26 protein-coding genes are annotated in these 25,937 nt (G+C 44.4%); 23 read left to right on the top strand and 3 right to left on the bottom strand.

Annotated elements, in window-relative coordinates; genetic code table 11:
* The first annotated feature begins 115 nt into the window (after nt 1-115).
* Nucleotides 116-1,213: a glycosyltransferase family 4 protein gene (locus tag DY78_RS06755; protein ID WP_029779071.1), complete on the top strand. Its 1,098-nt coding sequence runs from the start codon at nt 116-118 to the stop codon at nt 1,211-1,213.
* Between the two features lie 305 nt (nt 1,214-1,518).
* The gene (locus DY78_RS06760; protein WP_024625433.1) at nt 1,519-2,427 is read left to right on the top strand and encodes a phosphate ABC transporter substrate-binding protein; all 909 of its coding nucleotides are present in this window, start codon (nt 1,519-1,521) and stop codon (nt 2,425-2,427) included.
* Between the two features lie 50 nt (nt 2,428-2,477).
* Here the strand turns inward: DY78_RS06760 and DY78_RS06765 are convergent, their stop codons facing one another.
* Nucleotides 2,478-3,119 carry a YigZ family protein gene (locus DY78_RS06765; protein ID WP_024625434.1) on the bottom strand — a complete coding sequence of 214 codons (642 nt, stop codon included), beginning with the start codon at nt 3,117-3,119 and terminating at the stop codon, nt 2,478-2,480.
* Nucleotides 3,120-3,172: 53 nt separating this feature from the next.
* Here DY78_RS06765 and DY78_RS06770 point away from each other — a divergent pair, with 53 nt between their 5' ends.
* From DY78_RS06770 to trxB, 21 genes are all read left to right on the top strand, one after another.
* Nucleotides 3,173-4,525 carry an ATP-dependent helicase ComFA gene (locus tag DY78_RS06770; protein WP_024625435.1) on the top strand — a complete coding sequence of 451 codons (1,353 nt, stop codon included), beginning with the start codon at nt 3,173-3,175 and terminating at the stop codon, nt 4,523-4,525.
* Between the two features lies 1 nt (nt 4,526).
* On the top strand, nt 4,527-5,165 hold the full coding sequence (locus tag DY78_RS06775) for a ComF family protein (protein WP_235810646.1): 639 nt from the start codon (nt 4,527-4,529) through the stop codon (nt 5,163-5,165).
* 134 nt (nt 5,166-5,299) lie between these two features.
* Nucleotides 5,300-5,866: a ribosome hibernation-promoting factor, HPF/YfiA family gene (gene hpf / locus DY78_RS06780; RefSeq protein ID WP_024625437.1), complete on the top strand. Its 567-nt coding sequence runs from the start codon at nt 5,300-5,302 to the stop codon at nt 5,864-5,866.
* 639 nt (nt 5,867-6,505) lie between these two features.
* Complete coding sequence (gene secA, locus DY78_RS06785) at nt 6,506-8,869, top strand: preprotein translocase subunit SecA (RefSeq protein WP_024625438.1); 2,364 nt, start codon at nt 6,506-6,508, stop codon at nt 8,867-8,869.
* 92 nt (nt 8,870-8,961) lie between these two features.
* A protein-coding gene (gene prfB / locus DY78_RS06790; protein WP_156093396.1) for a peptide chain release factor 2 occupies nt 8,962-10,078 on the top strand; the annotation gives its coding sequence in 2 pieces (ribosomal slippage) (nt 8,962-9,033 and nt 9,035-10,078; 1,116 coding nt in all).
* A gap of 182 nt (nt 10,079-10,260) precedes the next feature.
* Entirely contained in the window at nt 10,261-11,463 is a 1,203-nt protein-coding gene (locus DY78_RS06795) for a PDZ domain-containing protein (RefSeq protein ID WP_033613618.1), read from the top strand.
* A 5-nt stretch (nt 11,464-11,468) separates the two neighbouring features.
* Entirely contained in the window at nt 11,469-12,191 is a 723-nt protein-coding gene (locus DY78_RS06800; RefSeq protein ID WP_024625442.1) for a response regulator transcription factor, read from the top strand.
* Nucleotides 12,184-13,578: a two-component system histidine kinase PnpS gene (gene pnpS, locus DY78_RS06805; RefSeq protein WP_024625443.1), complete on the top strand. Its 1,395-nt coding sequence runs from the start codon at nt 12,184-12,186 to the stop codon at nt 13,576-13,578. The genes DY78_RS06800 and pnpS overlap by 8 nt, the downstream gene beginning before the upstream one ends.
* Before the next feature lie 295 nt (nt 13,579-13,873).
* A complete protein-coding gene (locus tag DY78_RS06810; protein WP_024625444.1) occupies nt 13,874-14,749 on the top strand; it encodes a phosphate ABC transporter substrate-binding protein PstS family protein in 876 nt (291 codons plus the stop codon).
* Between the two features lie 10 nt (nt 14,750-14,759).
* Nucleotides 14,760-15,689, top strand: a complete 930-nt coding sequence (gene pstC / locus DY78_RS06815; RefSeq protein WP_024625445.1) for a phosphate ABC transporter permease subunit PstC — start codon at nt 14,760-14,762, stop codon at nt 15,687-15,689.
* Nucleotides 15,679-16,563 carry a phosphate ABC transporter permease PstA gene (pstA, locus tag DY78_RS06820; protein WP_024625446.1) on the top strand — a complete coding sequence of 295 codons (885 nt, stop codon included), beginning with the start codon at nt 15,679-15,681 and terminating at the stop codon, nt 16,561-16,563. Before pstC ends, pstA begins: the two co-directional genes overlap by 11 nt.
* Before the next feature lie 14 nt (nt 16,564-16,577).
* Entirely contained in the window at nt 16,578-17,390 is an 813-nt protein-coding gene (gene pstB / locus DY78_RS06825) for a phosphate ABC transporter ATP-binding protein PstB (protein ID WP_024625447.1), read from the top strand.
* A gap of 11 nt (nt 17,391-17,401) precedes the next feature.
* Nucleotides 17,402-18,157 (top strand): phosphate ABC transporter ATP-binding protein PstB, encoded by a 756-nt coding sequence (gene pstB / locus DY78_RS06830; protein ID WP_024625448.1) that lies wholly within the window; start codon nt 17,402-17,404, stop codon nt 18,155-18,157.
* An 11-nt stretch (nt 18,158-18,168) separates the two neighbouring features.
* The gene (gene phoU, locus DY78_RS06835) at nt 18,169-18,843 is read left to right on the top strand and encodes a phosphate signaling complex protein PhoU (protein ID WP_024625449.1); all 675 of its coding nucleotides are present in this window, start codon (nt 18,169-18,171) and stop codon (nt 18,841-18,843) included.
* Between the two features lie 110 nt (nt 18,844-18,953).
* A complete protein-coding gene (locus DY78_RS06840; protein ID WP_024625450.1) occupies nt 18,954-19,274 on the top strand; it encodes a PspC domain-containing protein in 321 nt (106 codons plus the stop codon).
* A gap of 20 nt (nt 19,275-19,294) precedes the next feature.
* On the top strand, nt 19,295-19,660 hold the full coding sequence (locus DY78_RS06845) for a phage holin family protein (RefSeq protein ID WP_024625451.1): 366 nt from the start codon (nt 19,295-19,297) through the stop codon (nt 19,658-19,660).
* Nucleotides 19,661-19,802: 142 nt separating this feature from the next.
* On the top strand, nt 19,803-20,750 hold the full coding sequence (gene hprK / locus DY78_RS06850; RefSeq protein ID WP_024625452.1) for an HPr(Ser) kinase/phosphatase: 948 nt from the start codon (nt 19,803-19,805) through the stop codon (nt 20,748-20,750).
* Between the two features lie 18 nt (nt 20,751-20,768).
* Entirely contained in the window at nt 20,769-21,614 is an 846-nt protein-coding gene (lgt, locus tag DY78_RS06855; protein ID WP_024625453.1) for a prolipoprotein diacylglyceryl transferase, read from the top strand.
* Between the two features lie 21 nt (nt 21,615-21,635).
* Nucleotides 21,636-22,652, top strand: a complete 1,017-nt coding sequence (locus DY78_RS06860; RefSeq protein ID WP_024625454.1) for an NAD(P)H-dependent glycerol-3-phosphate dehydrogenase — start codon at nt 21,636-21,638, stop codon at nt 22,650-22,652.
* A gap of 40 nt (nt 22,653-22,692) precedes the next feature.
* A complete protein-coding gene (gene galU, locus DY78_RS06865) occupies nt 22,693-23,610 on the top strand; it encodes a UTP--glucose-1-phosphate uridylyltransferase GalU (protein ID WP_024625455.1) in 918 nt (305 codons plus the stop codon).
* Between the two features lie 168 nt (nt 23,611-23,778).
* Nucleotides 23,779-24,717 carry a thioredoxin-disulfide reductase gene (gene trxB / locus DY78_RS06870; RefSeq protein WP_024625456.1) on the top strand — a complete coding sequence of 313 codons (939 nt, stop codon included), beginning with the start codon at nt 23,779-23,781 and terminating at the stop codon, nt 24,715-24,717.
* Between the two features lie 68 nt (nt 24,718-24,785).
* On the opposite strand, the gene DY78_RS06875 is transcribed toward trxB, so the two are convergent.
* Together DY78_RS06875 and DY78_RS06880 are read right to left on the bottom strand one after the other, a co-directional pair.
* Nucleotides 24,786-25,418: a DUF421 domain-containing protein gene (locus tag DY78_RS06875; protein ID WP_024625457.1), complete on the bottom strand. Its 633-nt coding sequence runs from the start codon at nt 25,416-25,418 to the stop codon at nt 24,786-24,788.
* A 1-nt stretch (nt 25,419) separates the two neighbouring features.
* On the bottom strand, nt 25,420-25,872 hold the full coding sequence (locus DY78_RS06880) for a DUF3290 family protein (protein WP_024625458.1): 453 nt from the start codon (nt 25,870-25,872) through the stop codon (nt 25,420-25,422).
* Between the last annotated feature and the right edge of the window lie 65 nt (nt 25,873-25,937).

A 25,937-nucleotide genomic window follows, 5' to 3' on the forward strand; every position in this document is an offset into this window, starting at 1 on the left:
TTAGGAATTGTGAACTAAGTGTGTACCTTTCCCTAAGTTTCGTTGAATCGAGTTGTCAACACTCTCAGAGATTTGTATAATTATCAGTAATAAACGAGAGAGGGGTTACGCGCAAATGATTAGATTTGAAATCTTAGTCTGCTTAGTGGCGACGATGATAATCTCCGCGATCTTAACGCCGTTTGTGCGAAAACTTGCGTTTAAAATTGGTGCGGTGGACAAACCAAATGTCCGGCGAGTAAATAAAGTACCAATGCCGACGATGGGTGGATTAGCAATCTTTATTGCTTATACCATTGGAACGACAGTGCTGTACTTAATGCATCAGTTTCCAACCCGAATATTTTTCGCCTTACTGGGTGGTGAGCTAATTATTTTAGCAACCGGGATTATTGATGATATTTACGAGTTAAAACCGCGTCAGAAGATGTTAGGAATAACGTTAGCTGCTTTAGAGGTTTACTTTATCGGTGGCATTCGCATGACGACCTTCACATTTCCATTTTTAGGTCTCGTGCATTTCCATTGGATGAGTTTACCAATTACGTTGCTATGGATTCTAGCGATTACGAATGCAATTAATTTGATTGATGGTTTAGATGGTCTGGCGACCGGAGTGTCAATTATTGCATTAAGTACCACTGGGATTATTGGGTTGTTTTTCTTAAATGCGAATACTTTCGTTTCACTATTAATTTTTACATTAGTAGCGGCGATGCTGGGCTTTTTACCGTACAATTTCTTTCCGGCCCGCATTTATTTAGGCGATACGGGTTCCTTATTCATCGGTTTTATGACGGCAGTTTTCTCACTATTCGGCTTAAAAAACGTTACGTTGATTTCTGTCGGCATTCCAGTGATGATTTTAGGCGTACCGATTACCGATACAGTTTATGCGATGATTCGCCGGATTTTAAATAAAAAACCAATTTCGCAAGCCGACAAACATCATTTGCATCATCGTTTGATGCAGCTCGGGTTAACGCACCGCCAAACGGTCATGGTCATTTATGGGATTGCCTTGATTTTCTCATTTATTTCCTTACTTTACCCAATTTCTTCATTGGGTGGGTCGATCTTATTAACGGTCGGACTGTTATTTGGTTTGGAGCTTTTCGTGGAAGCTATCGGGTTAGCTGGCGATAATCGTCAGCCACTGCTTGATTGGATTAAGCGCACGGTCGCGCGGTTTACTTCCAAGAGTAATCACTAATTGAATAAACTGTTACAGGTCTGCTTATCAGCAATGATGGGCAGACCTGTTTATTTTTTTAGTGGCTTTTATGTTAATTAAAGTTGCCTTTACGAAAACAATACAAGGGATTTACACAAACATCATTTTGAATTTACAATCGGCCAGTAATATTAAGAATGTTCCAACGGCAGTCAATGCATGGTCAGCCAAAAAGTGATCTTGCTCGCTCACGACATAGCACCGCCTACCCAGACTTGCTATTGTGGTTGACCAGTGTTGATTGTTCTAATTTTGATAGTAAATGGAGAAGGGGAGTTTCTATTATGAAGAAAACAGTGACATTAGGGGCGCTGGCCGTTACAATGACCATTTTATTAGCTGGTTGTGGTAGTAGTTCAGCCACTAGTACCAAGAATACTAGCAGCAGTAGTAGCAGTAATAGTTCCAAGACAACGAAGATTGTGGCCACCGGGTCAACCGCGTTACAACCATTAGTTGAACAAGCTGCTTCCGCTTTCCAAAACGATCACTCTAACGTTACCATTAACGTTCAAGGTGGGGGCTCAGGTGCTGGTTTAAGCCAAGTTGCCAAAGGCTCAGTCAATATCGGTAACTCTGATTTGTTTGCAGAAGAACAAAAAGGGTTAGACGCTAAAGGTTTAGTTGATCATAAAGTTGCGGTCGTTGGGATGACACCAGTAGTCAACAAAGACTCTGGGGTAACGAACGTGTCTAAAGAACAACTAGTTAAAATCTTCCAAGGCAAGATCACTAACTGGAAAGAAGTTGGCGGTAAGAGCGAAAAGATTACCGTTATCAACCGTGCCCAAGGTAGTGGGACGCGGGCCACATTTGAAAAATGGGGCTTAGATAACGCGAAGGTCGCGACGAGCCAAGAACAAGATTCTAATGGGACGGTTGAAAAAATCGTTTCAACGACGCCTGGGGCGATTAGTTACTTAGCCTTCTCATACGTTAAGAATGATTTACAAGCCTTATCCATCGACAATGTAAAACCAACTGAAGCGAACGTTGCGAATAACAAGTGGAAGATTTGGGCTTACGAACATATGTATACTAAGGGCCAACCAACTGGGGAATTGAAGACTTTCTTGACGTACATGACGTCTAAAGGTGTTCAAGATGGCTTAGTTAAGAAGTTAGGGTACATCCCGTTAACTTCAATGAAGGTTGATCGTGGTCAATCTGGTAACATTACAACTTTAAAATAATTAAATGAATTCAAAAAAATCGCTTACCGATAACTCGGTAGGCGATTTTTTTAATTGGTACTAACTGGAACTTCGTTAAATTGTTCACCTAAATCAGCAAAGCTGACTTGGCCGTTCAACAAATTAGTGATAGCGGTTTGGGTTGCCGCTAATTCAGGCGTGTTGACCGCAATGGTTTGGGTCACGGCGACGCCATAATCAGTCGACAAGGTGACCAGTGATTGTTGGGCTAAAAAGTAATTGAGTGGGTCAACTTGCCGGTAATCAATCGTGACCGCTAATTTAGTTTGGCGAAGTCGTTGGACTTTGCCAACTTGTTGAATCGCACCAACCGGGGTACTATTGTACGCGCGAATTAACCCCCCAGCACCGAGCTTAATGCCACCGAAGTAGCGGGTGACGACGGCTAAAACATCATGGACCTCATTTAATTTCAGTGCTTCTAAGATCGGCACGCCGGCGGTTCCGGATGGTTCACCATCGTCACTCATGCGTTGAATATGGTCGTCATCGCCAAGCAAGTAACCAAAGCAGTTATGGGTTGCTTTGTTGTGCGTGGCGCGAACGGTTGCTAATTTGGCTTGGGCGTCAGCTTCATCAGTAATGCGATATAGGCTGGCAATAAAACGTGATTTTTTAATCGTCTGTTCAAAGACGGTATCGGCGGTAATCGTGTAATAAGGTTGTGACAAAAAAATAACCTCCTAGCTAAGTTACGTATTTATTAAGTAAAGGGGGGCGACAAATGCAAGCAGAAGAATTATATGGTCGGCAATTATGTTTAACGCCGGCAGAAGCTCGTGAAATGCCAGCCACGACAGTTAAGTTGCCTAGTATGCAAGTGACTAAGACACTGATTCAATGTTGTCGTTGTGGCAGTGACTTGAATCGACAATTGGCCCAACTACCGGCCGCCCAATTTTATTGTTATCAGTGTTTAACATTGGGACGTGTGAGTACCCTCACTTCACTTTACCATATTCCGGAACCAAATAAATTCAAAGCTGATACAACTTTGACATGGACTGGTCAGCTTACAGCGGCGCAAGCAACTTGTGCCGCCGAACTACAACAACACTTTTCAAAACGTGAGCAGCATCTATTGTGGGCGGTGACGGGGGCTGGTAAAACTGAAATGTTATTTCCAGGAATTGCATGGGCCTTGGCACAAGGGTGGCGCGTCGCATTAGCGTCGCCAAGAGTCGATGTCTGTTTGGAATTATATCCGCGGCTGCAAGCAGCCTTTGCCCACTTACCCATTGCGCTGCTACACGGACACAATCCCGCCCCTTATCAATATTGTCAATTGACCATTTGTACGACCCACCAACTATTACGGTTTCGAGCGGCGTTCGATGTTTTAATTATTGATGAAGTTGATGCGTTTCCCTTTGCAGCCAATCCCCGCTTAGCGTATGCTGTCAAACAAGCCCGCAAGCCGGAGAGCGCGTTGCTCTATTTAACGGCGACACCTAGTCAGGCGTTGTTAAAACAAGTGCGTCACCGGACGTTGAGTATTAGTTATTTACCGTTGCGATTTCACCAACACTTGTTACCGCCAATTCGGGTAAGTTTGCAGCCGCGTTGGTGGGCCCAGTTCCAGCAAGGTCATTTGCCGACTAAATTGCGGCGATGGTTGCAGCAATATGTAACGGTGCACCAACGCTTTTTGATTTTTGTACCGCGCATAACGCAGTTAGCCGTGGTGCAACAAGTCATTGCGACGGCTTTTCCCACTTTGAAAGGCTTAACGGTGCATGCTGCCGATGCCCAACGATTAGAAAAAGTGCAAGCGATGCGGACTCAGCAAGTCCAATATTTAGTCACAACGACGATTTTGGAACGGGGGGTGACCTTTCCAGGGATTGATGTCATTGTGCTGGGGGCTGATGATGCGGTCTTTTCCACGGCGGCTTTAGTACAGATTGCTGGTCGCGCCGGACGCAGTGCCCAGCGACCGACGGGATTAGTTCGCATGGTCGTTAGCCACTATACGCGGCCATTAAAAGCCGCCCAGCGGCAGATTAAGCAAGTTAACCGAAAGGGGCGGCGCTTACGTGCAAAAATGTCTACTTTGTCAGCAACCACTGAGGTTTAAGTTGACCCTACCATGGCTCTTAAGCTGGCAAACGTGGCCGCATCCCGTCGTTTGTCCAACTTGTTGGCAGACTTTTGAGCGGATTACTCCTGCAACGGCTTGTATCAGTTGTGGCCGCCAACTTACCCGGCGACAAATGTGTTCCGATTGTCAACGGTGGCCGTCGCAGCCGCGCTTTTATAATCAAGCGCTGTTTTGTTACAATGCCGCCATGCATGACTATTTTCAACGGTACAAATTTCAAGGTGATTATCGCTTACGGGCCGTTTTTGCTGCGGCCATGCAACAGCGGTTAGCAACTTTAGCGGCCGACTGTGTCGTGGCGATTCCGGTGACCCCAGCAACGATGCAGTACCGCGGATTTAACCAAGTGACGGGGTGGCTCGGCACCGGTCTCAATGATCCGGTGGGACTGCAAACCATCGCGCAAACTAAGGCGCGGCCCCAGTCCCAAAAGACGCGAGCTGAACGGTTAACGACAAGCCAACCTTTTAGCTTATCGTCAACATTTACCGTTACTAATCAACGGGTCGTGATTGTTGATGACATTTATACGACTGGGCGAACGATTCGCCATGCGGCCGACTTGCTACTGGAAAGCGGTGCCAAGTCAGTGATTGGGCTAACCTTGGCACGATAAATAAAGCAATAAAGTGCCATATGGATTGTTAATTATAGCGCTTTCTATTATAATGAATTTAAGCAAAGTAATTAGAGAGTGGTCCTTTAATTACTTTGGGTACACAGTAATGTGTGTGAAGGGAGAGAAGATCTATGCTTAATTTTAATATTCGCGGTGAAAATATCGAAGTGACCCAAGCTATTCGTGACTACGTTCAAAAACGGGTGGGTAAATTACAAAAATTCTTTGACGAAAACGTTGATTCAACGGCCCACGTCAACTTGAAGATTCACCCAGACAAGACGGCTAAAGTCGAAGTAACGATTCCACTTCCCTATTTAGTTCTCCGGGCAGAAGAAACTTCTCCTGATATGTATGCGAGCGTTGATTTGGTAACCGACAAACTCGAACGCCAAATCCGTAAGTATAAGACCAAAGTTAACCGCAAATCCCGTGAAAAGGGTTATAAGTCGATTGACTTTGCAGCAACCGATGAAACAGTTGCCGCTGCTGATAACGATCAGGACGATAAGTTAGATGTTGTTCGTACAAAGCGTGTTAGTTTGAAACCAATGGATAATGAAGAAGCCATCCTGCAAATGGATATGCTTGGCCATGATTTCTTTATCTACGAGGATGCAGAAACGGACGCCATCAATATCGTTTATCGGCGTAACGATGGTCGCTATGGTTTGATTGAAACTGGCGACAATCAATAATATCAACGAGTAATCTAAGAACTGGCTAATTTTAGCCAGTTCTTTTCTTTTTTATAGCAGTTGATGATTGCCGCTGCCAGCTTGATTTTTGAATAATAATGGCGTCAGGCTTATCCAGTTTTGTGGTTGGAACCAGTCATGTTGGCGGTTATTTTTGTTCGGCATTGTGAAATGCGATTAACTCACTCTAATAATAACTAATTTCGAGAAAACGTCTTCAAAAATGTCGGTGCTGTAAGCCTGGCAACTGCCATTGCGGCCGACTCACAGCTGAATGGATTTTGCCATGCGAAAATGTGGCGCCGTTTCGAGGTCTCCGTCAAAATAGTGATTAATTGGTTGTATCAGGGACACTGGTTGTAAAACGTTTTTTCATACGGTGGTGCTCTTTGTACTATCCCGTAATCTAAAGCACGCCGTCAATAGCAACAAATGTCGACGGTTACCAAATACAGTTGTGAATGCTAGTCGGCGTTCACAATGTTTTGTTTGTGTAAATATCGCCACGGTATCGGTTTCATGAAGGTTGCGTTATTCCCATTCCGCTGAAATAATGTTAAAATGACAAATGGTACTTTATTTTGAGATTAGACTAACTAAAAATAATAACGATAATGATTTTTTGGAGAGGATACGTAAATGGCCAACATTTTAAAACGCTGGGTAGAAAGCGACAAGCGGATTATTCGGCGTCTCGACAAGACTGCTAATAAGGTTGAAGCTTATGCTGACGAATACGCCAAATTAAGCGATGCTGACTTACAAGCAAAAACGCCGGAATTCCGGGAACGATATAAAGAAGGCGAGTCGTTAGACGACTTATTGCCAGAAGCATTTGCCGTGGCACGTGAAGGTGCCAAACGGGTGCTTGGTTTATACCCGTTCCACGTCCAAATTTTAGGTGGGATCGTCTTACATCAAGGTGATATCGCTGAAATGAAGACTGGTGAAGGGAAAACTTTGACGGCCACGATGCCGGTTTACTTGAATGCCATTTCGGGTAAAGGGGTCCATGTCGTTACGGTTAACGAATACTTATCAGCGCGTGATGCGACTGAAATGGGTGAATTATATAATTGGTTAGGGATGAGTGTCGGGATTAACGGCGCTGAAAAATCTCCCGAAGAAAAACGGGCGGCTTATAATTCAGATATTACTTATTCAACCAATGGTGAAATTGGGTTCGACTATTTGCGTGATAACATGGTCGTTTACAAAGAAGATATGGTGCAACGCCCATTGAACTTTGCGATTATTGATGAAGTTGACTCGATTTTAATCGATGAAGCGCGGACGCCGTTAATTATTTCTGGGCAATCCGAAGGGACTTCCGGGATGTACAAACGGGCGGACCGCTTCGCTAAGACGTTGACTAAAGATACTGATTACAAAGTTGATTTGGAATCTAAGACGGTCGCCTTACTGGATGACGGGATTCGTAAAGCTGAAAAATACTTTGGCTTGGAAAACCTGTATGACACCGACAATACTGCTTTAAACCATTACTTGGATGAAGCTTTGCGGGCCAACTACATCATGTTGAAGGATAAAGATTACGTGATTTCTGATGGTCAAGCGATGATCGTTGATTCCTTTACTGGTCGGATCATGGAAGGCCGGCGCTTTTCAGATGGGTTGCATCAAGCCATCGAAGCTAAGGAACATGTTGAAATCCAAGAAGAAACTAAGACCATGGCCAATATCACTTACCAAAACTTATTCCGGATGTATAAGAAGTTATCTGGGATGACTGGGACGGCCAAGACGGAACAAGAAGAATTCCGTGAAATTTACAACATGGAAGTTATCACGGTACCAACCAACCGGCCAATGATTCGTGATGACCGTTCTGATTTGCTTTATCCAACGTTGCGCAGTAAGTTCAACGCCGTGGTTAAAGAAATTCAAGAATTACATGAAAAGGGCCAACCAATGTTAATTGGGACCGTGGCCGTTGAAACGTCCGAATACTTGTCACAACGGTTAGACGAAGTCGGGATTCCGCACGTGGTCTTGAATGCCAAGAATCATGCGAAGGAAGCTGATATCGTTGCGAACGCTGGTCAACGTGGGGCCGTAACGATTGCGACCAACATGGCCGGTCGTGGGACTGATATTAAATTGGGACCGGGTGTCAAAGAAGCGGGTGGCTTAGCCGTTATTGGGACCGAACGTCATGAATCACGACGGATCGATAACCAGTTACGTGGCCGGGCCGGCCGTCAAGGTGACCCTGGTATGTCACAATTCTACTTATCTTTGGAAGATGACTTGATGTTACGTTTCGGTTCGGAACGGATTAAGAACTTCTTGCAACGAATGAATGTGGAAGATGACGATGCCGTTATCCAATCACGGATGATTACCCGCCAAGTTGAATCCGCTCAAAAACGGGTTGAAGGTAACAACTACGATTCTCGTAAGAACGTCTTGCAATATGATGACGTGATGCGGGCTCAACGGGAAGTTATTTATGGCGAACGGCAACAAGTGATTGAAGAAGAAAAATCATTGAAGCCAGTTATTTTACCGATGATTAAGCGGACCGTTGAACGCACGGTGCAATTGCATACGCAAGGTGATAAGAAGTCTTGGGATTTAGCCGCGATTGTCGACTTTGCCCAAGCAGCAATGGTTAAGGAAGATTCAATCAGCGAAGCGGACTTAAAAGATATGTCCCAAGCAGATATTGAAAAAGACTTAATGGATCGCGTTGAAAAGATTTACGCCGACAAAGCTAAACAACTTTATGATGAAGGCCAAATGTTGGAATTCGAAAAAGTCGTTATTTTGCGCGTGGTCGATTCACATTGGACGGATCACATTGACGCGATGGATCAATTACGTCAATCCATCGGGTTACGTGGTTATGGTCAGTTGAACCCATTAGTTGAATACCAACGTGATGGTTACCGGATGTTTGAAGAAATGGTTGCCGATATCGATTACGATACGACCCGGCTCTTCATGAAGTCCGAAATTCGTCAAAATATCCAACGTTAATTGAACAAATTACTTTATGAAAACGTAGTTGGGTAAAAGTTACCTGACTGCGTTTTTTATCAAACTAAAATAAGTTGAAAGTAGGGGTCTTTGTGGAATTAAGTGAATATAAACATCTGATTGAAGAAATGCAAAGCGCCGTCACCGACTTTAGGGGGTCGCTTTGACTTAGATGCCTTGAATGAAAGCATCCAAGAAAATGAAGCCCGGATGGCCGAACCTGGTTTTTGGGACGACCAAGCGGCTGCCCAAAAAGTCATTGATGAAAATAACGTGTTAAAGGGTAAGTTTGATGCTTATCAGACGTTAGCCGATGAAGTCGGTGATTTGGCGGTGGCGTACGAATTGTTGAATGAAGAACCAGACGCCGACATGCAAGCGGAGTTTGAGACGGATTTCGAAAAAGCACAACATGATTTACAACAATATCGGTTGAACCTGTTATTAGATGGTCCGTATGATCGCAATAATGCGATTTTGGAAATTCATCCGGGTGCTGGTGGGACGGAATCTCAAGATTGGGGTGCCATGCTCTTACGAATGTATACGCGCTGGGCAGCCAGTCACAACTTTTCGGTTGAAACCGTGGACTATCAAGCTGGTGATGAAGCCGGCATTAAGAGTGTCACCTTGCTGATTAGCGGGCATAATGCGTACGGTTATTTACGCTCGGAAAAAGGCGTGCATCGCCTCGTGCGGATCTCGCCATTTGACGCGGCTGGGCGCCGGCATACGTCATTTGCCAGTGTGGATGTGATGCCAGAATTGGATGATACGGTTGATGTCGATATTCGGCCAGACGATTTGAAGGTCGATGTTTATCGGGCCAGCGGGGCTGGTGGTCAGCATGTTAACAAGACTTCATCAGCGGTACGCATCACGCATATTCCAACCGGTATCGTGGTCGCTAGTCAAGCGCAGCGGTCACAATTGCAAAACCGGCAAACGGCGTTAAATATGTTGCGGGCCAAATTATATGAACGTGAAGAAGAGAAAAAAGCGCAAGAACGGGCGGCTATTCAAGGTGAGCAAATGGACATTGGCTGGGGCTCACAAATTCGCTCCTATGTTTTCCATCCTTATACGATGGTTAAAGACCATCGGACGAATTTTGAAACTCATGATGGTCAGGCGGTCATGGACGGTAATTTAGATCCGTTTATTGATGCGTATTTGCAATGGCGATTAGCCCAAAAGAATCCACAATAAGTGGTTGAAATACTAAGTTGACTTAGCTATCGGTGAGTTAACTTAGTATTTTTTTGATTATCAGTCTTATAATAATTAAGTATAAAAACGTTGATAACAGGCACTTAGCGGGTGAAACGGCGTTGGTCTGAACCCACAAAAATGCTATACTAACTTCAGAGTTTAACGTTAGGAGTGCGCGCATGCAGGTTTTAAAAGTATTCGAATTGTTCTTATTACAACCACTACTTTGGTTAGGGTTGTTGCGGAGCTATTTAAACGCTCAACGACGAGTGAATTATGAACGGCATCATTTTCGCAGTGCGATTGAGCCGCAATTGCTCGAAGTTCGGCATTTTTTTAGTGACGGCTTAGGGTTAGGCGTCATCGCGACGATTATTAGTTTGGGTTTAGGAATCGTTGTGGCACCAGTTTGGGTCGTGATTTATGAACTATTAGCGATTGTCAGTTTAATCGTGATTCCATTCGGCTTAGTACCCATGACTGTTTTTGGGGTAAGTTGGCTGATTTATTGGATTTACAGTCCCAAACTCAGTGGTGTTAGTGACGTTTTGCAACGGCATGGCGTCTTAACGACTAGTATGAGTAGCGGCGTCTTAACGACTAGTATGAGTAGCGGCATCTTAGTCAACGGGTTGTGGCTCGCAGCGCTTGTTTTATTAGCGACTGCGGCGATTTTATGGCGCCATCATCGGCAAGTCGCCTCACCACAAATTCAACCTGACCAACGTGGAAAACGAATTGTCCGTTATCGGTGGCAACAATTGCTAGTCGTCCCAGTGGGGGTACTCGTTCCCGGTGACTGGCTACATGCTACGCTAAGTTGGTGGCCAGTCTTTAGCGTTGGCAATCGGTCGTTTGGCGTGTTACTATTGCCACTCCTAGTGGGCGCCAGCGTCCGCGTTTATAAACAGTTACCAAGCTTGGCTTGGCGACGATTGGCTAAAAACTATGCTTGGTTAGCTGCCATCAGTGTCGTCTTCGCACTAATTGCGTTTTTCACCACTTGGAGTCCGCAGTGGCTGGTCGGACTGATTGTATTGGTGACCGTGTTAACTTGGCTAATGTTAGCGCAGCATCGTTACCGCGATCAGCATCAGCAGTTCTGGTTTTCTGATACGGATCAAGGGGTGCGCGTAATTGGGCTACGGCCGCATACGCCGGCTGATAAATTAAACCTTAGTATCGGTGATATTATTTTGGAATGCAATCGGATACCGGTGCATACGGAAGCGCAATTTTACGCGGCAATTTTAAAAAGCCCAACCTACGTGCATTTAAAAGTTCGCAATGTTCAGCAAGAGTTAATTATTACCGAAACAGCAATTTATAATGGGGCTCCACACGAGTTAGGGATTGTGTTATTCAGTGATCAGGAGGATTAACGACCATGGATAAGATTTTAGTGGTAGATGATGAACCAGCGATTGTAACGTTGTTGTCTTACAATTTGAAACAAGCTGGCTATGAAGTGGTGACGGTCACTGATGGGGAAGCCGCCTTAAATTTAGGACTACAACAACCGTATACGTGTATTTTGTTAGATTTGATGTTACCAAAGCTTGATGGGATGGAAGTGACTAAACGCTTACGCCAAGAAAAGGTTCGGACGCCGATTATTATTGTAACGGCCAAGAGTGATGAGTTTGATAAAGTGTTTGGCTTGGAATTAGGCGCTGATGACTATATTACGAAACCTTTCTCACCGCGGGAAGTGTTAGCCCGGATCAAAGCGGTGATTCGACGCGTCACGCCGGTAGAAACTGAGCCGACTCCGAGTGTGGCGGCGCCCGCTAATCGGGCCATCATGACGGTTGGGGACTTACAAATTGATCAAAATAAGTATCGGGTTAGTCGCAATGGGGAAAATATTAGCTTAACGCCCAAAGAGTTTGAACTACTGGTTTACTTTATTGAACGTGAAGGCCGGGTCTTAAGTCGTGATGCCATTTTAAATCATGTTTGGGGTTATGATTACGCCAGTGAAACGCGCATCGTGGATATTCATATTTCCCATTTGCGTGAAAAAATTGAACTAGACCCGAAAAAGCCCCGTTTGATTAGAACGGTCCGCGGATTCGGTTATGAATTCGTAGGTGATGAACATGTCTAATCAATGGCAGCAGACGGTGCGCCTGCTGACGTTAGAAAATATTTTTGCCATTATGTTGGGCTTAGTCGTCTTACAACAGTTCTCCCCGATTCATTGGTCAGTGGCCTTGGTCGGGGCTTTGTTGTTAGCGGTGCTAGTCTTAGCCGTTTTTGAGGGGGCCTTTGTCTGGTACCAACAAAAAGAACGGCAAAAAACAATTGATCGCATGGAGTCCAAGCTACGCCAAATGAGCAGTCAACAATTTCCGCCGCATATTTTATTGCCACAAAGCGATCCGTTATATAGTTTGTCACAAGCGGTCAATCAGTTGGAAAGCTATCAGCGAAGTCAAACGCGGCGCGCTGAACTGCAAGAAAAAGAATTAATGATGATTATGCGGTATTTGCCGGTGGGCGTAATGGTCATTGACCACCATCGCCAAGTGCAATTATCTAACCCGGCGATGAGTGAATTGTTACATCAGTCGATTAATACGGTGGCGCATTTATATACGAAAGATATTCAATTGTATGCTTTGACCAAAGTGATTGAAGATACGATAGCCACGCAAAAAAATCAACGGGCAACCATCACGTTGACGCCAGCGCCAAATACGCAAGTGGTGGAAGCGACGACGGTATTTATTCAAAATAGTCGCTCTCATTTTCAAATTGTCTTAATGTTATATGATATTACGGAAGTTTATATGATTGAACAAATGCAAGATGATTTTGTCAGCAATGCTAGTCACGAATTGAAAACGCCAATTACGGCGATTGCGGGCTTTACTGAAACCTTACTCGGTGGGGCGAAGGACGATCCGGAAACCTTAGACCAATTTTTGAAAATCATTGCCGATGAGAGTCAACGCTTAATTGACTTGATTCAAGATGTCTTATCGTTATCCCGAATTCGGGCACAAAATACAACCAAATTAACGATGCAAAGTGTTAAGCTCAAACGGCTGGTGAGTCAAGAATTGTCGGTCCAGCAACAAGCAATCGAACAACGGCATTTGACCGTTGAGGCTAATATTGATGATGCGATTGCGGTCGTGGCCGATCAACAAAAGCTCGGGCAAATCGTTAAGAATTTAATTTCGAATGCAATTAAGTATAATCGTCCGGGCGGTACGGTGACAATTAGTGCCACAGCTAGTCCTGAGCAGTGGTATTTGACGGTTAAAGATACCGGGATTGGGATCAGTGCCGATGACCAGCAGCGAATCTTTGAACGCTTTTATCGCGCTAGTCCATCACGGTCACAGCAAGTGGTTAGTGGGACCGGACTAGGCCTAGCTATCGTCAAAGAACTGGTGACTGCGATGCATGGTCAGATTAGTGTAATGAGTCAACGCGGTGTTGGAACGACGATGACCGTGACCTTACCGTTAAAACCAACTGAATAATCATGATGAAGTGTCTGGTAGGTTATCAGGCACTTTTTTTGCGTAATTTTTACAAAATATGGGATTGGGACCGCTTTTTACCCAGCTTAAATAAATAATTTTATAAAAAATCGGTTGGTGATTGGGTGATTAATGATGGCGACAAAGTGCGTCAGGACAACGTTGAGCCGCCTAATGGTTTGTAATGTAAAGGTATTTGAAATATGTATTTACACAATCTTTACAAAACGCCTATCAAGTATTTACACAAACTTTGTATTATTGATATTGAGCAATGGGTAGGAGGTATTTTGTTATGAAAAAAAGTCGGGTCATCCAATTACTAGGACTGATCTTGATTGGCGTTTTAGTTGGTTTCGGTTATCATAACCGGACGCAAACTAACGCCGGCGAGTCAATCACCGCAGTTGGTTCCACCGCCTTACAGCCGTTAGTCGAGGCCGCGGGTGAGCAGTATAGTACTGAACATACCGGTGTTTTCATTAATGTGCAGGGGGGCGGTTCCGGTACCGGCCTTAGTCAAATTCAATCAGGAGCTGTTGCGATTGGTAATTCTGATATTTTTGCGGAAGAACAATCCGGGATCGATGCGAGCAAGCTAAAAGATCATCGGGTTGCCGTTGTCGGAATTGCCCCGATTATTAACAAAAAAACAGGCGTCACAAACTTAACGAAGGCTCAGTTAATTAAAATTTTCACGGGTAAGATTACTAACTGGAAAGCAGTTGGTGGGAAGAACTTGCCGATTGTTTTAATTAACCGGGCCCAAGGTTCCGGAACGCGGAAAACTTTTGAAAGTTATGCGTTAGATGGACGTAAGAGTGCTGACTCTCAAGAACAAGATTCTTCTGGGTTGGCCCGCTCCATCGTCGCGAGTACGCCGGGTGCCATTAGTTATGTGGCCTTTTCATACTTAGACAGTTCAGTCGCTACGGTGACCGTCGATGGCGTTAAGCCAACGGAAGCCAATGTCCGTAATAATCATTGGAAGATTTGGTCATATGAACATTTATATACCGGATTACACCCAAATCAATTAACAAATAAATTTATTAATTACATTTTATCAACCGCTGTTCAAAAGAAATTGGTCAAACAGTTAGGTTATATTTCGGTCCATGATATGCAAGTGCAGCGGAGTGCGACCGGTAAAATTTCAACCGTGAAATGAGGGGGATCGCATGGATAAAATTCGAGCGAGCTTATTAAAAAAATCTGTCGCTACTAAAATTGAGCGCCGTGGTAAAATCTTGAGTTTATCATGCTTGGCGTTGATTATTGTTGTTGTCTTTTTAATCTTTTACTTTGTCGCTTCACGTGGCTTAGCAACTTTCTTTGAAAATCATATTAATCTATGGCAGTTCTTGAGCGGGACGCAATGGAACCCCGGGACGACTGGTACGAACGGTCAACCCGCTGTTGGGGCCTTACCAATGATTGTCGGGTCATTTTTAATTACCATCTTATCAGCCTTGATTGCCACGCCATTTGCGATTGGGACGGCGGTCTTTATGACTGAAATCTCACCAAAACGTGGGGCGCAAATCTTGCGGCCGGTCACGGAATTATTAGTTGGGATTCCGTCAGTTGTTTATGGGTTTATCGGGTTACAAGTTGTCGTACCATTTGTCCGCAATACTTTTGGCGGTAGTGGTTACGGCATCTTATCCGGGACATTTGTGTTATTCGTCATGATCTTACCAACCGTGACCTCAATGAGTGCGGATGCCTTGAATGCGGTGCCGCGTTACTATCGGGAAGCTTCATTAGCCTTAGGGGCCACCCGCTGGCAAACAATTTACAAAGTCGTTTTACGGGCCGCCATTCCCGGAATGTTAACGGCGATTGTCTTCGGGATGGCGCGGGCTTTTGGGGAAGCGTTGGCCGTACAAATGGTTATCGGGAATGCGACCTTGTTACCACAAAACTTAGTTTCACCAGCTTCCACGTTAACGAGTATCTTGACGATGGGGATTGGGAATACGGTCATGGGTTCATTACAAAACAATGCGCTCTGGTCGTTAGCGATGATTCTGTTGTTGATGTCCTTAGTCTTCAACTTAGTGATTCGTTATATTGGACGAAAGGGGAAATTGAACAATGAACGCTAAACGAGCTGACAAACTGGCAACGGGAATTCTGTATTTCGTCGCGGGCCTAGTTGTCCTAATCTTAGTGGCCTTATTAGGCTATATCTTAGTTCAAGGGGTGCCCGAGATTTCTTGGCACTTCTTGACGTCACCAGCCCTAGCTTTTGAAGCTGGTGGTGGGATTGGCATTCAATTGTTCAATTCCTTCTACTTGTTATTCTTAGCGTTATTGATTTCACTGCCAATTTCGCTAGGGGCTGGGATCTATTTGAATGAATACGCGCCCCAAAATACCTTAACGGGTTTAGTACGGACGACGATTGAAATCTTGAGTTCATTACCTTCTGTCGTGGTTGGGTTGTTCGGTTACTTGTTCTTCGTCGTGCAATTCAAATTAGGCTTCTCGATTTTATCAGGGGCCTTTGCGTTAACCGTTTTTAACTTACCGATTTTGACGCGTAGTATTGAAGAAGCGTTAGCTAATATTGATGATAATCAACGTGAAGCCGGTTATGCGTTAGGCTTGTCACGTTGGGAAACGGTCACTAAAATCGTGGTGCCCGCGGCCTTACCAAGTATCATTACCGGGGTTGTCTTGAGTGCCGGACGGATTTTCGGGGAAGCTGCCGCGTTAATCTATACAGCGGGTCAAAGTGCCCCCGCATTAAACTTCAGCGACTGGAATCCGTTCAATATTAGTAGTCCATTGAGCCCGATGCGGCCCGCCGAAACGTTGGCAGTCCATATTTGGAAAATTAACTCTGAAGGGATTATGCCTGACGCCAAAGCTGTGTCAGCCGGGGCTTCGGCCGTGTTAATCATTGCCGTCTTACTCTTTAACTTCTTGGCACGTTGGCTCGGCAAGCGCTTGTACAAACATTTAACCGCTGAATAAAGGAGGCCTTTTCAATGGCAGATAACACGAGTATGACCACGGATCAACGTAATATTATGAAATTTGATCCGAAAGCCCATGAAATTGCGCTTTCGACGGAAGATTTACACGTCTTTTACGGTAAATCGGAAGCTATTTCAGAAGGTGACTTGCAATTCGAGCGTTACAAGATTAGTGCGTTAATTGGGCCTTCTGGTTCTGGTAAATCAACTTATTTACGTTCGCTCAATCGGATGAATGACCGGATTGCGACCGTTAACGGTAAGATTATGTATCGGGGCTTAGACATTAATAGTAATGATATTGACGTTTATGAAATGCGGCGTCATATCGGGATGGTTTTCCAACGCCCGAATCCGTTTGCTAAGTCCATCTATGAAAATATCGCGTTTGCGTTACGGCAACGTGGGATGAATAACAAACAAGAACTTGATGAAATCGTGGAACGGTCGTTACGGCAAGCCGCCATGTGGGACCAAGTCAAAGATGACTTGAATAAGAGTGCTTTAGCGCTATCTGGTGGGCAACAACAACGGTTATGTATTGCCCGCGCGATTGCGATTAAGCCTGACATCTTATTGCTTGATGAACCGGCGAGTGCCTTGGACCCGGTCTCAACGAGTCAAATTGAAGATACCTTATTGGAGTTGAAGCAAAATTACACGATTATCATCGTGACGCATAATATGCAACAAGCGTCACGGATTAGTGACTACACGGCGTTCTTTAACTTAGGGAAAGTCTTAGAATATGCTGAAACTGGTGATATTTTTACGAACCCTAAAGTTGATCTGACGAACGACTACATTTCGGGTAATTTTGGTTAGGAGGACCGCGGATGAGTACAATTTTAACGACTGAAAATTTAAGCCTGTTTTATGGCAAAAAAGAAGCCTTAAAAGGCGTTAATATGAGCTTTGAAAAAACTGGAATTACGGCCTTAATTGGCCCATCTGGTTGCGGGAAGTCCACCTTTTTACGTTGCTTGAATCGAATGAATGATTTGATTCCAGGCGTTACGATTACTGGTGATGTGAAGTTCAACGGTGAAAACATCTACGCACCGACGACTGATACCGTGCAACTGCGTAAAGAAATCGGGATGGTGTTCCAACAACCGAACCCGTTTCCATTTTCAATTTATGAAAATGTTGTCTATGGGTTACGGTTAGCCGGTGTCCGTGATAAAGAAACCTTGGATGCCGCCGTGGAAAAAAGTTTGAAACAAGCCGCTATTTGGGATGAAGTTAAAGACCGATTACACGTTAATGCCTTAGCTTTATCAGGTGGGCAACAACAACGGGTTTGTATTGCACGGGTCTTAGCAGTCGAACCCGATATTATCTTATTAGATGAAGCTACCAGTGCGTTAGACCCGGTTTCTAGCCATATGATTGAAATGACGCTATTGAATTTACGACACGATTACACTATCATAACTGTTACGCATAATATGCAGCAGGCTTCACGAATTTCTGATCGCACGGCGTTCTTCCTGAATGGCGAGTTGATTGAGGTGAATGACACCAAACAGATCTTTATGAATCCGGTTAAACAAGAAACCAATGACTATATTTCAGGACGATTTGGTTAGGAGGAAAAACCATGCGACGATTATTTGATGACGAGTTAAACGATATTGATGCTAACTTCACCGAAATGGGGATGATGGTCAGCGAAACGATTGAAAAGGCCGTGAAAGCCTTTATTGATCATGACCGGGAATTAGCCCAAGAGATTATTGATAATGATGCCCGAATCAATGAACGGGAAGTTGAATTAGAGCAAAAATCATTTGAAATGATTGCTTTGTACCAACCAGTTACGTCCGATTTACGGGAAATTGTGACGATTTTAAAGGCGGTTTCCGAATTGGAACGGATGGCCGACTATGCCCGCAATATTGCCCACGCGACAATTCGGGTCAAAGGGCACGTCCGGGTTCCAGAAATTGAAGCCCAATTATCTGAAATGGGTAATCGGGTCCGCAAGATGGTCGAAGAAATGCTCTCCGCTTATGTGAAGAGTGACGACGTGGCGGCCCGCAAAGTGGCCGCCAAAGATGCCAAAGTTGGTGAAATGTACGATAAAATCAACGAAAAAGGGATCTCGAAGATGGAACGCCATCCCGACACCGTCATTGGGGCCACTGACTACTTGAATGTTGCCAGTTACTTGATGCGCATCGGCGCGCTGGTCACCAATGTTGGGGAATGGATTGTTTATTTAAACACCGGTAAAATTATTGAACTTAATCCGGAAAGCTCGAATTTGGTTTAGTTAATCTTAAATAATCTCTAAAGCCGGTTCATCTCATTTGCAACCGGCTTTTAGTCTTAGTAAGATGTAGTTAGACCATTACTGACTAATAAACAATGAGGTGTCTAATTATGAAAACTAATACTAATAAAAAATTAACTAAATCTAATGATCGCATTATCGCCGGCGTCTTAGGTGGGATTGCCGAATATCTACAATGGAATGCCAATGTGTTACGGGTGTTATTCGTCTTGTTGACGATTGCGACCCATGGCTTTGGAATTTTGTTATACTTATTACTGATGACAATTATGCCAAGTAAACCAGAACGTGCTGGTTTCTTTGAACAAATGCGGCAAGCTGGTTCCGGTCAAAGTACCCAAGCCACTAAACAACCTCAAGGACGTAAAGAGATTCATAATGTCCATGAAGAGGATGATCCGCGCCACTAAGATAATGGAGTGATAGAGAAGTGGGCTTTTGGAAACGTATCTTAATTAATACCGTCCTGTTTATTGCGATTGCAGGATTTTTTCAAAATAATTTTCACGTCGCCAACATTTGGATTGCGCTGATAGCAAGTGTTGTGCTCGCATTCTTAAATGCCGCCGTCAAACCGTTTTTGGTATTACTATCGTTACCAATTACGTTAATAACGTTGGGATTATTTAGTATTGTGATCAATGGTTTTATGTTGCAATTGACGTCATATTTTGTCGGCAAGAGCAACTTTGGCTTTTCAAGTTTTGGAATGGCGGTCGTCGTTTCAATTTTGATGTCATTAGCCAATGTCATTGTGTCTAATTTTTTCTCAAAGAGTGGCGTAAATGGTGATTAAAGCGCTTTAAAGTGCTAAGATTAACAGATAGGAATGATCCGTTTTCAGTCAAAAAGTGTAGGGGCTTGAAAGAGTGTTGTAATAGCAACACTGGACTCGCCGCCTACACTTTTTTTAACTGAACGATTTGGGAGGGATTAACTTGGCAGGAAGCGTAACTGTTGCCGACTTAGTAAAGAATACGCGCTTGGATGTCTACCATGGCGCCAAGCTATTAGCTGATAAAGAAATTACAACTAGTGATATTTCACGTCCAGGACTCGCACTCACGGGCTACTTTAACTATTACCCGCGTGAACGGGTCCAATTATTGGGCAAAACTGAAACCGCTTATTCGAAAAATATGAGCCATGATGAACGCTTGATGATTTTTCGGAAAATGTGTCAATTGACGACCCCGGCGTTTGTGATTTCAACCGGGTTACCCGTGCCGGCAGAACTTGTTCAAGCCGGTGAAGAAAATGGGGTGCCAATTTTAGGCACTAAAATGACTTCATCACGGGTATTAAGTAATATGACCAACTACCTCGAAGGTAAGTTGGCAGAACGCCAATCAGTCCACGGCGTCTTAGTCGATATTTACGGTCTCGGGGTCTTGATTACGGGTGATTCTGGCGTTGGTAAGAGTGAAACGGCGTTAGAATTAGTCAAGCGTGGCCATCGTTTAATTGCAGATGATCGTGTCGATGTTTATCAACAAGATGAACAAACTTTGGTGGGGGAAGCCCCTAAAATTTTAAATCATTTGCTTGAAATTCGTGGGATTGGGATTATCGATGTCATGAATTTATTTGGGGCCGGTGCGGTTCGTCAAGATACCGATATCGATCTCATCGTTCACTTAGAGAATTGGACGCCTGACAAGCAATTTGATAGACTAGGAAACGGAGAACAGTCCCGGAAATTCTTTGATGTAGAAGTGCCACAAATTTCGATTCCCGTTAAGACTGGGCGGAACTTGGCCATCATTATTGAAGCAGCGGCGATGAACTTCCGTGCTGAAAGTATGGGGTATGACGCTACTAAAGTCTTTGATGATAATTTGAACTCCTTAATCAAAGAGAATTCGGCGCACGACGCTCACAAGTAATAAGGAGATGGCAAGCGCTTGAAAACCGTTTTAGGTGCCTTAAACCCAATTGCGTTGAAACTTGGCCCAATTGAGGTTCACTGGTATGGGGTGATTATTGCGACGGCAGTTGTCATTGCGGTCGCGTTAGCGGTTCGCGAAGGCGCTCGTCGCGGCATTCGACCCGATGATATTTATGACATGATTTTATGGGCATTACCGTTTACGTTAATTGCGGCCCGCCTGTATTATGTCGTTTTCCAGTGGTCGTATTACAGTCAAAATCCCGGTGAGATTGTTCGCATTTGGGATGGTGGGATTGCCATTTACGGGGGCCTGATTGGGGCCGCCATCGTCGTAGTCCTATTTTGTCGTTCGCGGTTTGTCCCAGTCTGGTTAATGCTTGATGTGGCCGCTCCGACCGTTATTATGGGTCAAGGTATTGGGCGGTGGGGTAACTTTATGAATCAAGAAGCTTTTGGTCGCGTGACCAGTTTGAGCTTTTTGCAAGGGTTACATTTACCACAATGGTTAATTAATCAGATGTACATTAATGGTGCATACCGGCAGCCCACGTTCTTATATGAATCCGTTTGGGATTTATTAGGCTTCGTTTTCTTAATGACGACGCGCCATAAGCACGGCTTATACAAGCAAGGCGAAGTCTTCTTGGCTTACGTTGCGTGGTATTCGTTTGGGCGGTTCTTTACCGAAGGCATGCGGACCGATTCGCTGATGTTATTTAATGTCATTCGAATTTCGCAAGCCTTATCAGTCGTCTTATTTATTGGTAGTATCGGCTTGATCATTTGGCGGCGCCGTCGCTTGACCGATAACCGCTGGTATTTGGATGGTTCGGGGCAAAAAGTAGACACAGAAAATTAGTAGATTAAGAGGGTTATTTGGATGACAGAAAAAATTGCCGTTTTAGGTGCTGGCTCGTGGGGCAGCATCTTGGCGAACTTATTGGATGAAAACGGAAATGAGGTCCGGCTTTGGTCGTATTCGCCTGCACAAGTGGCGGAATTAAACGATCACCACACCAATGAACGTTATGTCCATGATTTTCATTATTCCGAGTCACTGACCGCCTATTCCGACTTGGCAGCCGCCCTCGATGGGGTTGCAGCGATTTTGTTCGTTGTGCCAACTAAAGCAATTCGTAGCGTGGCCCAACAAGTGGCGGCCGTGTTAGCACAAACCGGTAACCGACCGATTATCGTGCATGCTAGTAAGGGGCTTGAATTAGGCACCCACAAACGCTTGTCACAAGTGTTGGCGGAAAAAATTCCCGCCGATTTGCGGCAAGCCATCGTGGTCTTATCGGGCCCAAGTCATGCCGAAGAAGTCGCAAAGCGTGATATCACGTTGATTACGGCAGCTAGTGAGGATGACGATGCGGCCAAACTCGTTCAAGATGCCTTTATGAACGACTATTTCCGCATTTACACGAATCATGATGTCATTGGCGTGGAATTAGGCGCGGCGCTTAAAAACATCATTGCTTTGGGTGCTGGGGCGTTGCATGGTTTAGGCTACGGTGACGATGCCAAGGCCGCATTAATGACGCGGGGACTCGCCGAAATTAGTCGTTTGGGCGTGGCGTTAGGTGCGGAACCCTTAACATTTATTGGTTTGTCCGGCGTCGGTGACTTGATCGTCACTGCGACTAGTGTGCATTCACGCAACTGGCGAGCAGGTAACGAATTAGGAGCCGGACAAGATTTACAAACGGTTATTGATACGATGGGCATGGTCATTGAAGGGATTCCTTCGACCAAAGCCGCGTATGAATTAGCACAGCAACAAAATATTGAAATGCCGATTACTGAGGCGATTTATGATGTATTATATAAGGGTGCGGATATTAAAGAAGTCATCCCACAATTAATGCGTCGTGAGGGTAAACCGGAAATTCAATAGTGTAAATATTTTATTTCACCATACTTAGGAGGATTATCACATGTCGAAAGTTAGAAAAGCGGTCATTCCGGCCGCCGGTTTAGGAACACGTTTTTTACCTGCCACTAAGGCAATGCCCAAAGAAATGTTACCAATCGTTGATAAGCCAACGATTCAATTCATCGTCGACGAAGCTCGCAAGTCGGGTATCGAAGACATTGTTATCGTAACGGGTAAGAGCAAGCGTAGTATTGAAGATTACTACGATTCCAATCCTGAATTGGAAGATAACTTGCGTGAAAAGCACAAGGAAGAAATGTTGAAGTTAGTTCAAGAAACTACTGACATTAACTTATACTTCATCCGTCAATCCCATCCGCGCGGTTTAGGAGACGCTGTTTTAACGGCGAAAGCTTTCGTAGGCGACGAACCGTTCGTCGTTATGTTAGGCGATGACTTGATGGAAGATAAAGTGCCATTGACGAAACAACTCATGAACAGCTATGACAAGACACATGCGTCGACGTTAGCTGTCATGAAGGTGCCTCACGAGGAAGTTTCTAAGTACGGCGTGATTAATCCTGAAAGCGAAAAAGAACCTGGTTTATACAATGTTAATAACTTTGTTGAAAAACCAAGCCCTGAAGATGCGCCAAGTGACTTGGCAATCATCGGTCGTTACTTATTAACACCAGAAATTTTTGATGTTTTGGAAAATCAAAAACCAGGTAAGGGCGACGAAATCCAATTAACGGATGCCATCGATACCTTGAACAAGACGCAACGCGTGTTTGCCCATGAATTTAAAGGGACCCGGCACGATGTTGGTTACAAGTTCGGTTATTTGAAGACTACCATTGAATATGGGTTGACCCATCCTGATGTTAAAGATGACTTACGCGCTTATATTAAAGATTTAGGCGTTAAGTTGACGAAGGAAGATACTAAACCAACGTCCAGTAAGAAATCAACTAAATAATTAATTCGTTCCAACGAGATGGTCAACGCGGTTTGTTGGCCATCTTTTTATATTGATATGCCCACAGTTATCAACGTTTTCAGTTGTGTACAAACAACTTAGTCGACAAATGTAATTTTTGGGGGTATATTAAGCCACATAGTATTTTAGTGAGAGGGGTCTTTAGAAATGGCAAAGAGTTACGACGTGATTATTATTGGTGCCGGTCCTGCTGGGATGACGGCGGCCTTATATGCTTCACGGGCCAACTTATCAGTGTTACTGTTAGATCGCGGTATCTACGGTGGCCAAATGAATAATACCGCCGCAATCGAAAATTACCCAGGTTTCAAATCGGTGCTTGGTCCAGATTTGGCGAAGGACATGTATGAATCCTCAACCCAATTTGGGGCCGAATACGCTTATGGTAGTGTGGAATCCGTTGAAAATCAAGGCGACATCAAGATCGTCAAGACCGATTCTGACACGTTTGAAACTAAAGCGATTATTATTGGGACTGGTTCTGAATACCGTAAATTAGGCGTACCTGGTGAAGATACGTATGGTGGCCGGGGTGTTTCGTACTGTGCCGTTTGTGATGGCGCGTTCTTCCGTAACAAGCATGTCGTGGTTGTTGGTGGTGGCGATTCCGCGATTGAAGAAGGTAGCTACTTAACTCAATTAGCTGACAAAGTGACCGTTATTCATCGTCGTGACCAATTACGCGCGCAACAAATCTTACAAGACCGCGCTTTTGCTAATGATAAGATGGAATTTGTTTGGAACAGCAACGTGACCGAAATTGTCGGTGATGGCAAGAAAGTTACTGGCGTAAAGGTCAACAACAATAAGACTGGCGAAGACAGTGAGATTGCCGTTGATGGGGTCTTCATTTACGTGGGGATTAACCCGATTACGAAGCCTTTCGGTGACTTAGGTATTACGGATGAAAATGGTTGGATTCCAACTAACGACCATATGGAAACGAGCGTCCCTGGTATTTTTGCCATTGGTGACGTACGTAAGAAAGATTTACGTCAAGTTGCTACCGCGGTTGGTGAAGGCGGGACGGCCGGCCAACAAGTCTATGCTTACATTACGGCGTTAGGCGATAAAGTAAATAATTAAATTTAACGAAATTGCGGCACTAAAAAACGACTAATCCTTGAGGTTAGTCGTTTTTTAGTCTGATGAAATTAATGCTGGTATGGAAAGACAATCAATTGCTTATTCGTATAAGTGGCTAAGTAAACGTCACTGATTTCATAATGTTGCGCGGCGAGTTGTTGATTGAGCCAGGCCAAATCGTGATTGGCAGTTTCTAAGGCATCCGTATTTAACTGACCGTCCACAATCAATGGATACTTAATCGAATCATCCCCCACTTCGGTAATCGTTAATTGCCCGTTTTGTTCGAGTACGGCGCGTTTGACGTAGCGAATATCGGTAATGCCCTCGGTTCGAAGGCGAAAGGCAAGGTCGTTAGCGCTCATGCCATTTTTTAAGGCGGTGGCGACCATTAATTCGCCATTTTTAATGAGTAGTTGCGGTTTGCCGTCGATTACCCCCTTTACGAAGCGATTGTGGTGCGTTAAGAAACGTAGGACTAACATTAAGGTCGACCAGATTAACAGCACTAAAACGAACTGCAGGATGGTAACGGTCGTGCTATAAATCATGCCCCCGACGATGCCCCCTAAAACGTAATTTTGCATTTGATCTAAGGCACTGATGGGCGCTAAGTTGCTTTTACCGGATAAATTAATCTGCAAGACGATAATTAACAAACCTAAGGCCAGTTTAATCGTGACATCCCAATATGAAAACATGTTAATCGGCCTCCTTGACATACTTAATCGTGCTACTAATCGGGGTGGCCTTGGTCAGCGTGTAACTGTTGCCGTCCGTATTAACCGTCACGTTGTAAATGTGGTCGTTGACCTTAATGAGCATGCCACTGCTGACCGTAGATGTGTTCGACCAAACTTGCGACCGCTTGACGCCTTTTTCTTGCGCCACTCGCTGCATGATTTGCGTCACTTGTGATTTTTGCGAAAAGCTGGATTTCAACGTTTGCCACTCGTTAAATTGAATCCCGGTCAAGAGTAATAATAATAAAATCATGATAATGAATAATTCCCGGTACTTCAAATCGGTGCGGTGACGATACCACCGCCAGCTAATAAAAGCGATGATTAAGATAATAATACTAATGACCGCGAGTTGAAATAAGTAATGGTTGCTATTTTGATGGGTCAAATAGCGGTATGAATAAAAAGTCATGATAACCTCCTTATAAGGTAGATTGTAAAATTAATCCGAACGCTGTTCGGACAAAAAAGATCAGC

The organism is Lactiplantibacillus fabifermentans DSM 21115, from assembly GCF_000498955.2.
Classification (GTDB): Bacteria; Bacillota; Bacilli; order Lactobacillales; family Lactobacillaceae; genus Lactiplantibacillus; species Lactiplantibacillus fabifermentans.

Coding starts and splice junctions, on each gene's coding strand:
- DY78_RS06860 (WP_024625454.1), top strand. CDS start 21,636: ATGACAGAAAAAATTGCCGTTTTAGGTGCTGGCTCGTGGGGCAGCATC.
- pstB (WP_024625447.1), top strand. CDS start 16,578: ATGGCAGATAACACGAGTATGACCACGGATCAACGTAATATTATGAAA.
- DY78_RS06760 (WP_024625433.1), top strand. CDS start 1,519: ATGAAGAAAACAGTGACATTAGGGGCGCTGGCCGTTACAATGACCATT.
- DY78_RS06795 (WP_033613618.1), top strand. CDS start 10,261: ATGCAGGTTTTAAAAGTATTCGAATTGTTCTTATTACAACCACTACTT.
- trxB (WP_024625456.1), top strand. CDS start 23,779: ATGGCAAAGAGTTACGACGTGATTATTATTGGTGCCGGTCCTGCTGGG.
- pstB (WP_024625448.1), top strand. CDS start 17,402: ATGAGTACAATTTTAACGACTGAAAATTTAAGCCTGTTTTATGGCAAA.
- DY78_RS06840 (WP_024625450.1), top strand. CDS start 18,954: ATGAAAACTAATACTAATAAAAAATTAACTAAATCTAATGATCGCATT.
- hpf (WP_024625437.1), top strand. CDS start 5,300: ATGCTTAATTTTAATATTCGCGGTGAAAATATCGAAGTGACCCAAGCT.
- DY78_RS06880 (WP_024625458.1), bottom strand. CDS start 25,872: ATGACTTTTTATTCATACCGCTATTTGACCCATCAAAATAGCAACCAT.
- phoU (WP_024625449.1), top strand. CDS start 18,169: ATGCGACGATTATTTGATGACGAGTTAAACGATATTGATGCTAACTTC.
- DY78_RS06755 (WP_029779071.1), top strand. CDS start 116: ATGATTAGATTTGAAATCTTAGTCTGCTTAGTGGCGACGATGATAATC.
- DY78_RS06770 (WP_024625435.1), top strand. CDS start 3,173: ATGCAAGCAGAAGAATTATATGGTCGGCAATTATGTTTAACGCCGGCA.
- pstA (WP_024625446.1), top strand. CDS start 15,679: ATGAACGCTAAACGAGCTGACAAACTGGCAACGGGAATTCTGTATTTC.
- secA (WP_024625438.1), top strand. CDS start 6,506: ATGGCCAACATTTTAAAACGCTGGGTAGAAAGCGACAAGCGGATTATT.
- DY78_RS06810 (WP_024625444.1), top strand. CDS start 13,874: ATGAAAAAAAGTCGGGTCATCCAATTACTAGGACTGATCTTGATTGGC.
- DY78_RS06800 (WP_024625442.1), top strand. CDS start 11,469: ATGGATAAGATTTTAGTGGTAGATGATGAACCAGCGATTGTAACGTTG.
- galU (WP_024625455.1), top strand. CDS start 22,693: ATGTCGAAAGTTAGAAAAGCGGTCATTCCGGCCGCCGGTTTAGGAACA.
- pnpS (WP_024625443.1), top strand. CDS start 12,184: ATGTCTAATCAATGGCAGCAGACGGTGCGCCTGCTGACGTTAGAAAAT.
- pstC (WP_024625445.1), top strand. CDS start 14,760: ATGGATAAAATTCGAGCGAGCTTATTAAAAAAATCTGTCGCTACTAAA.
- DY78_RS06875 (WP_024625457.1), bottom strand. CDS start 25,418: ATGTTTTCATATTGGGATGTCACGATTAAACTGGCCTTAGGTTTGTTA.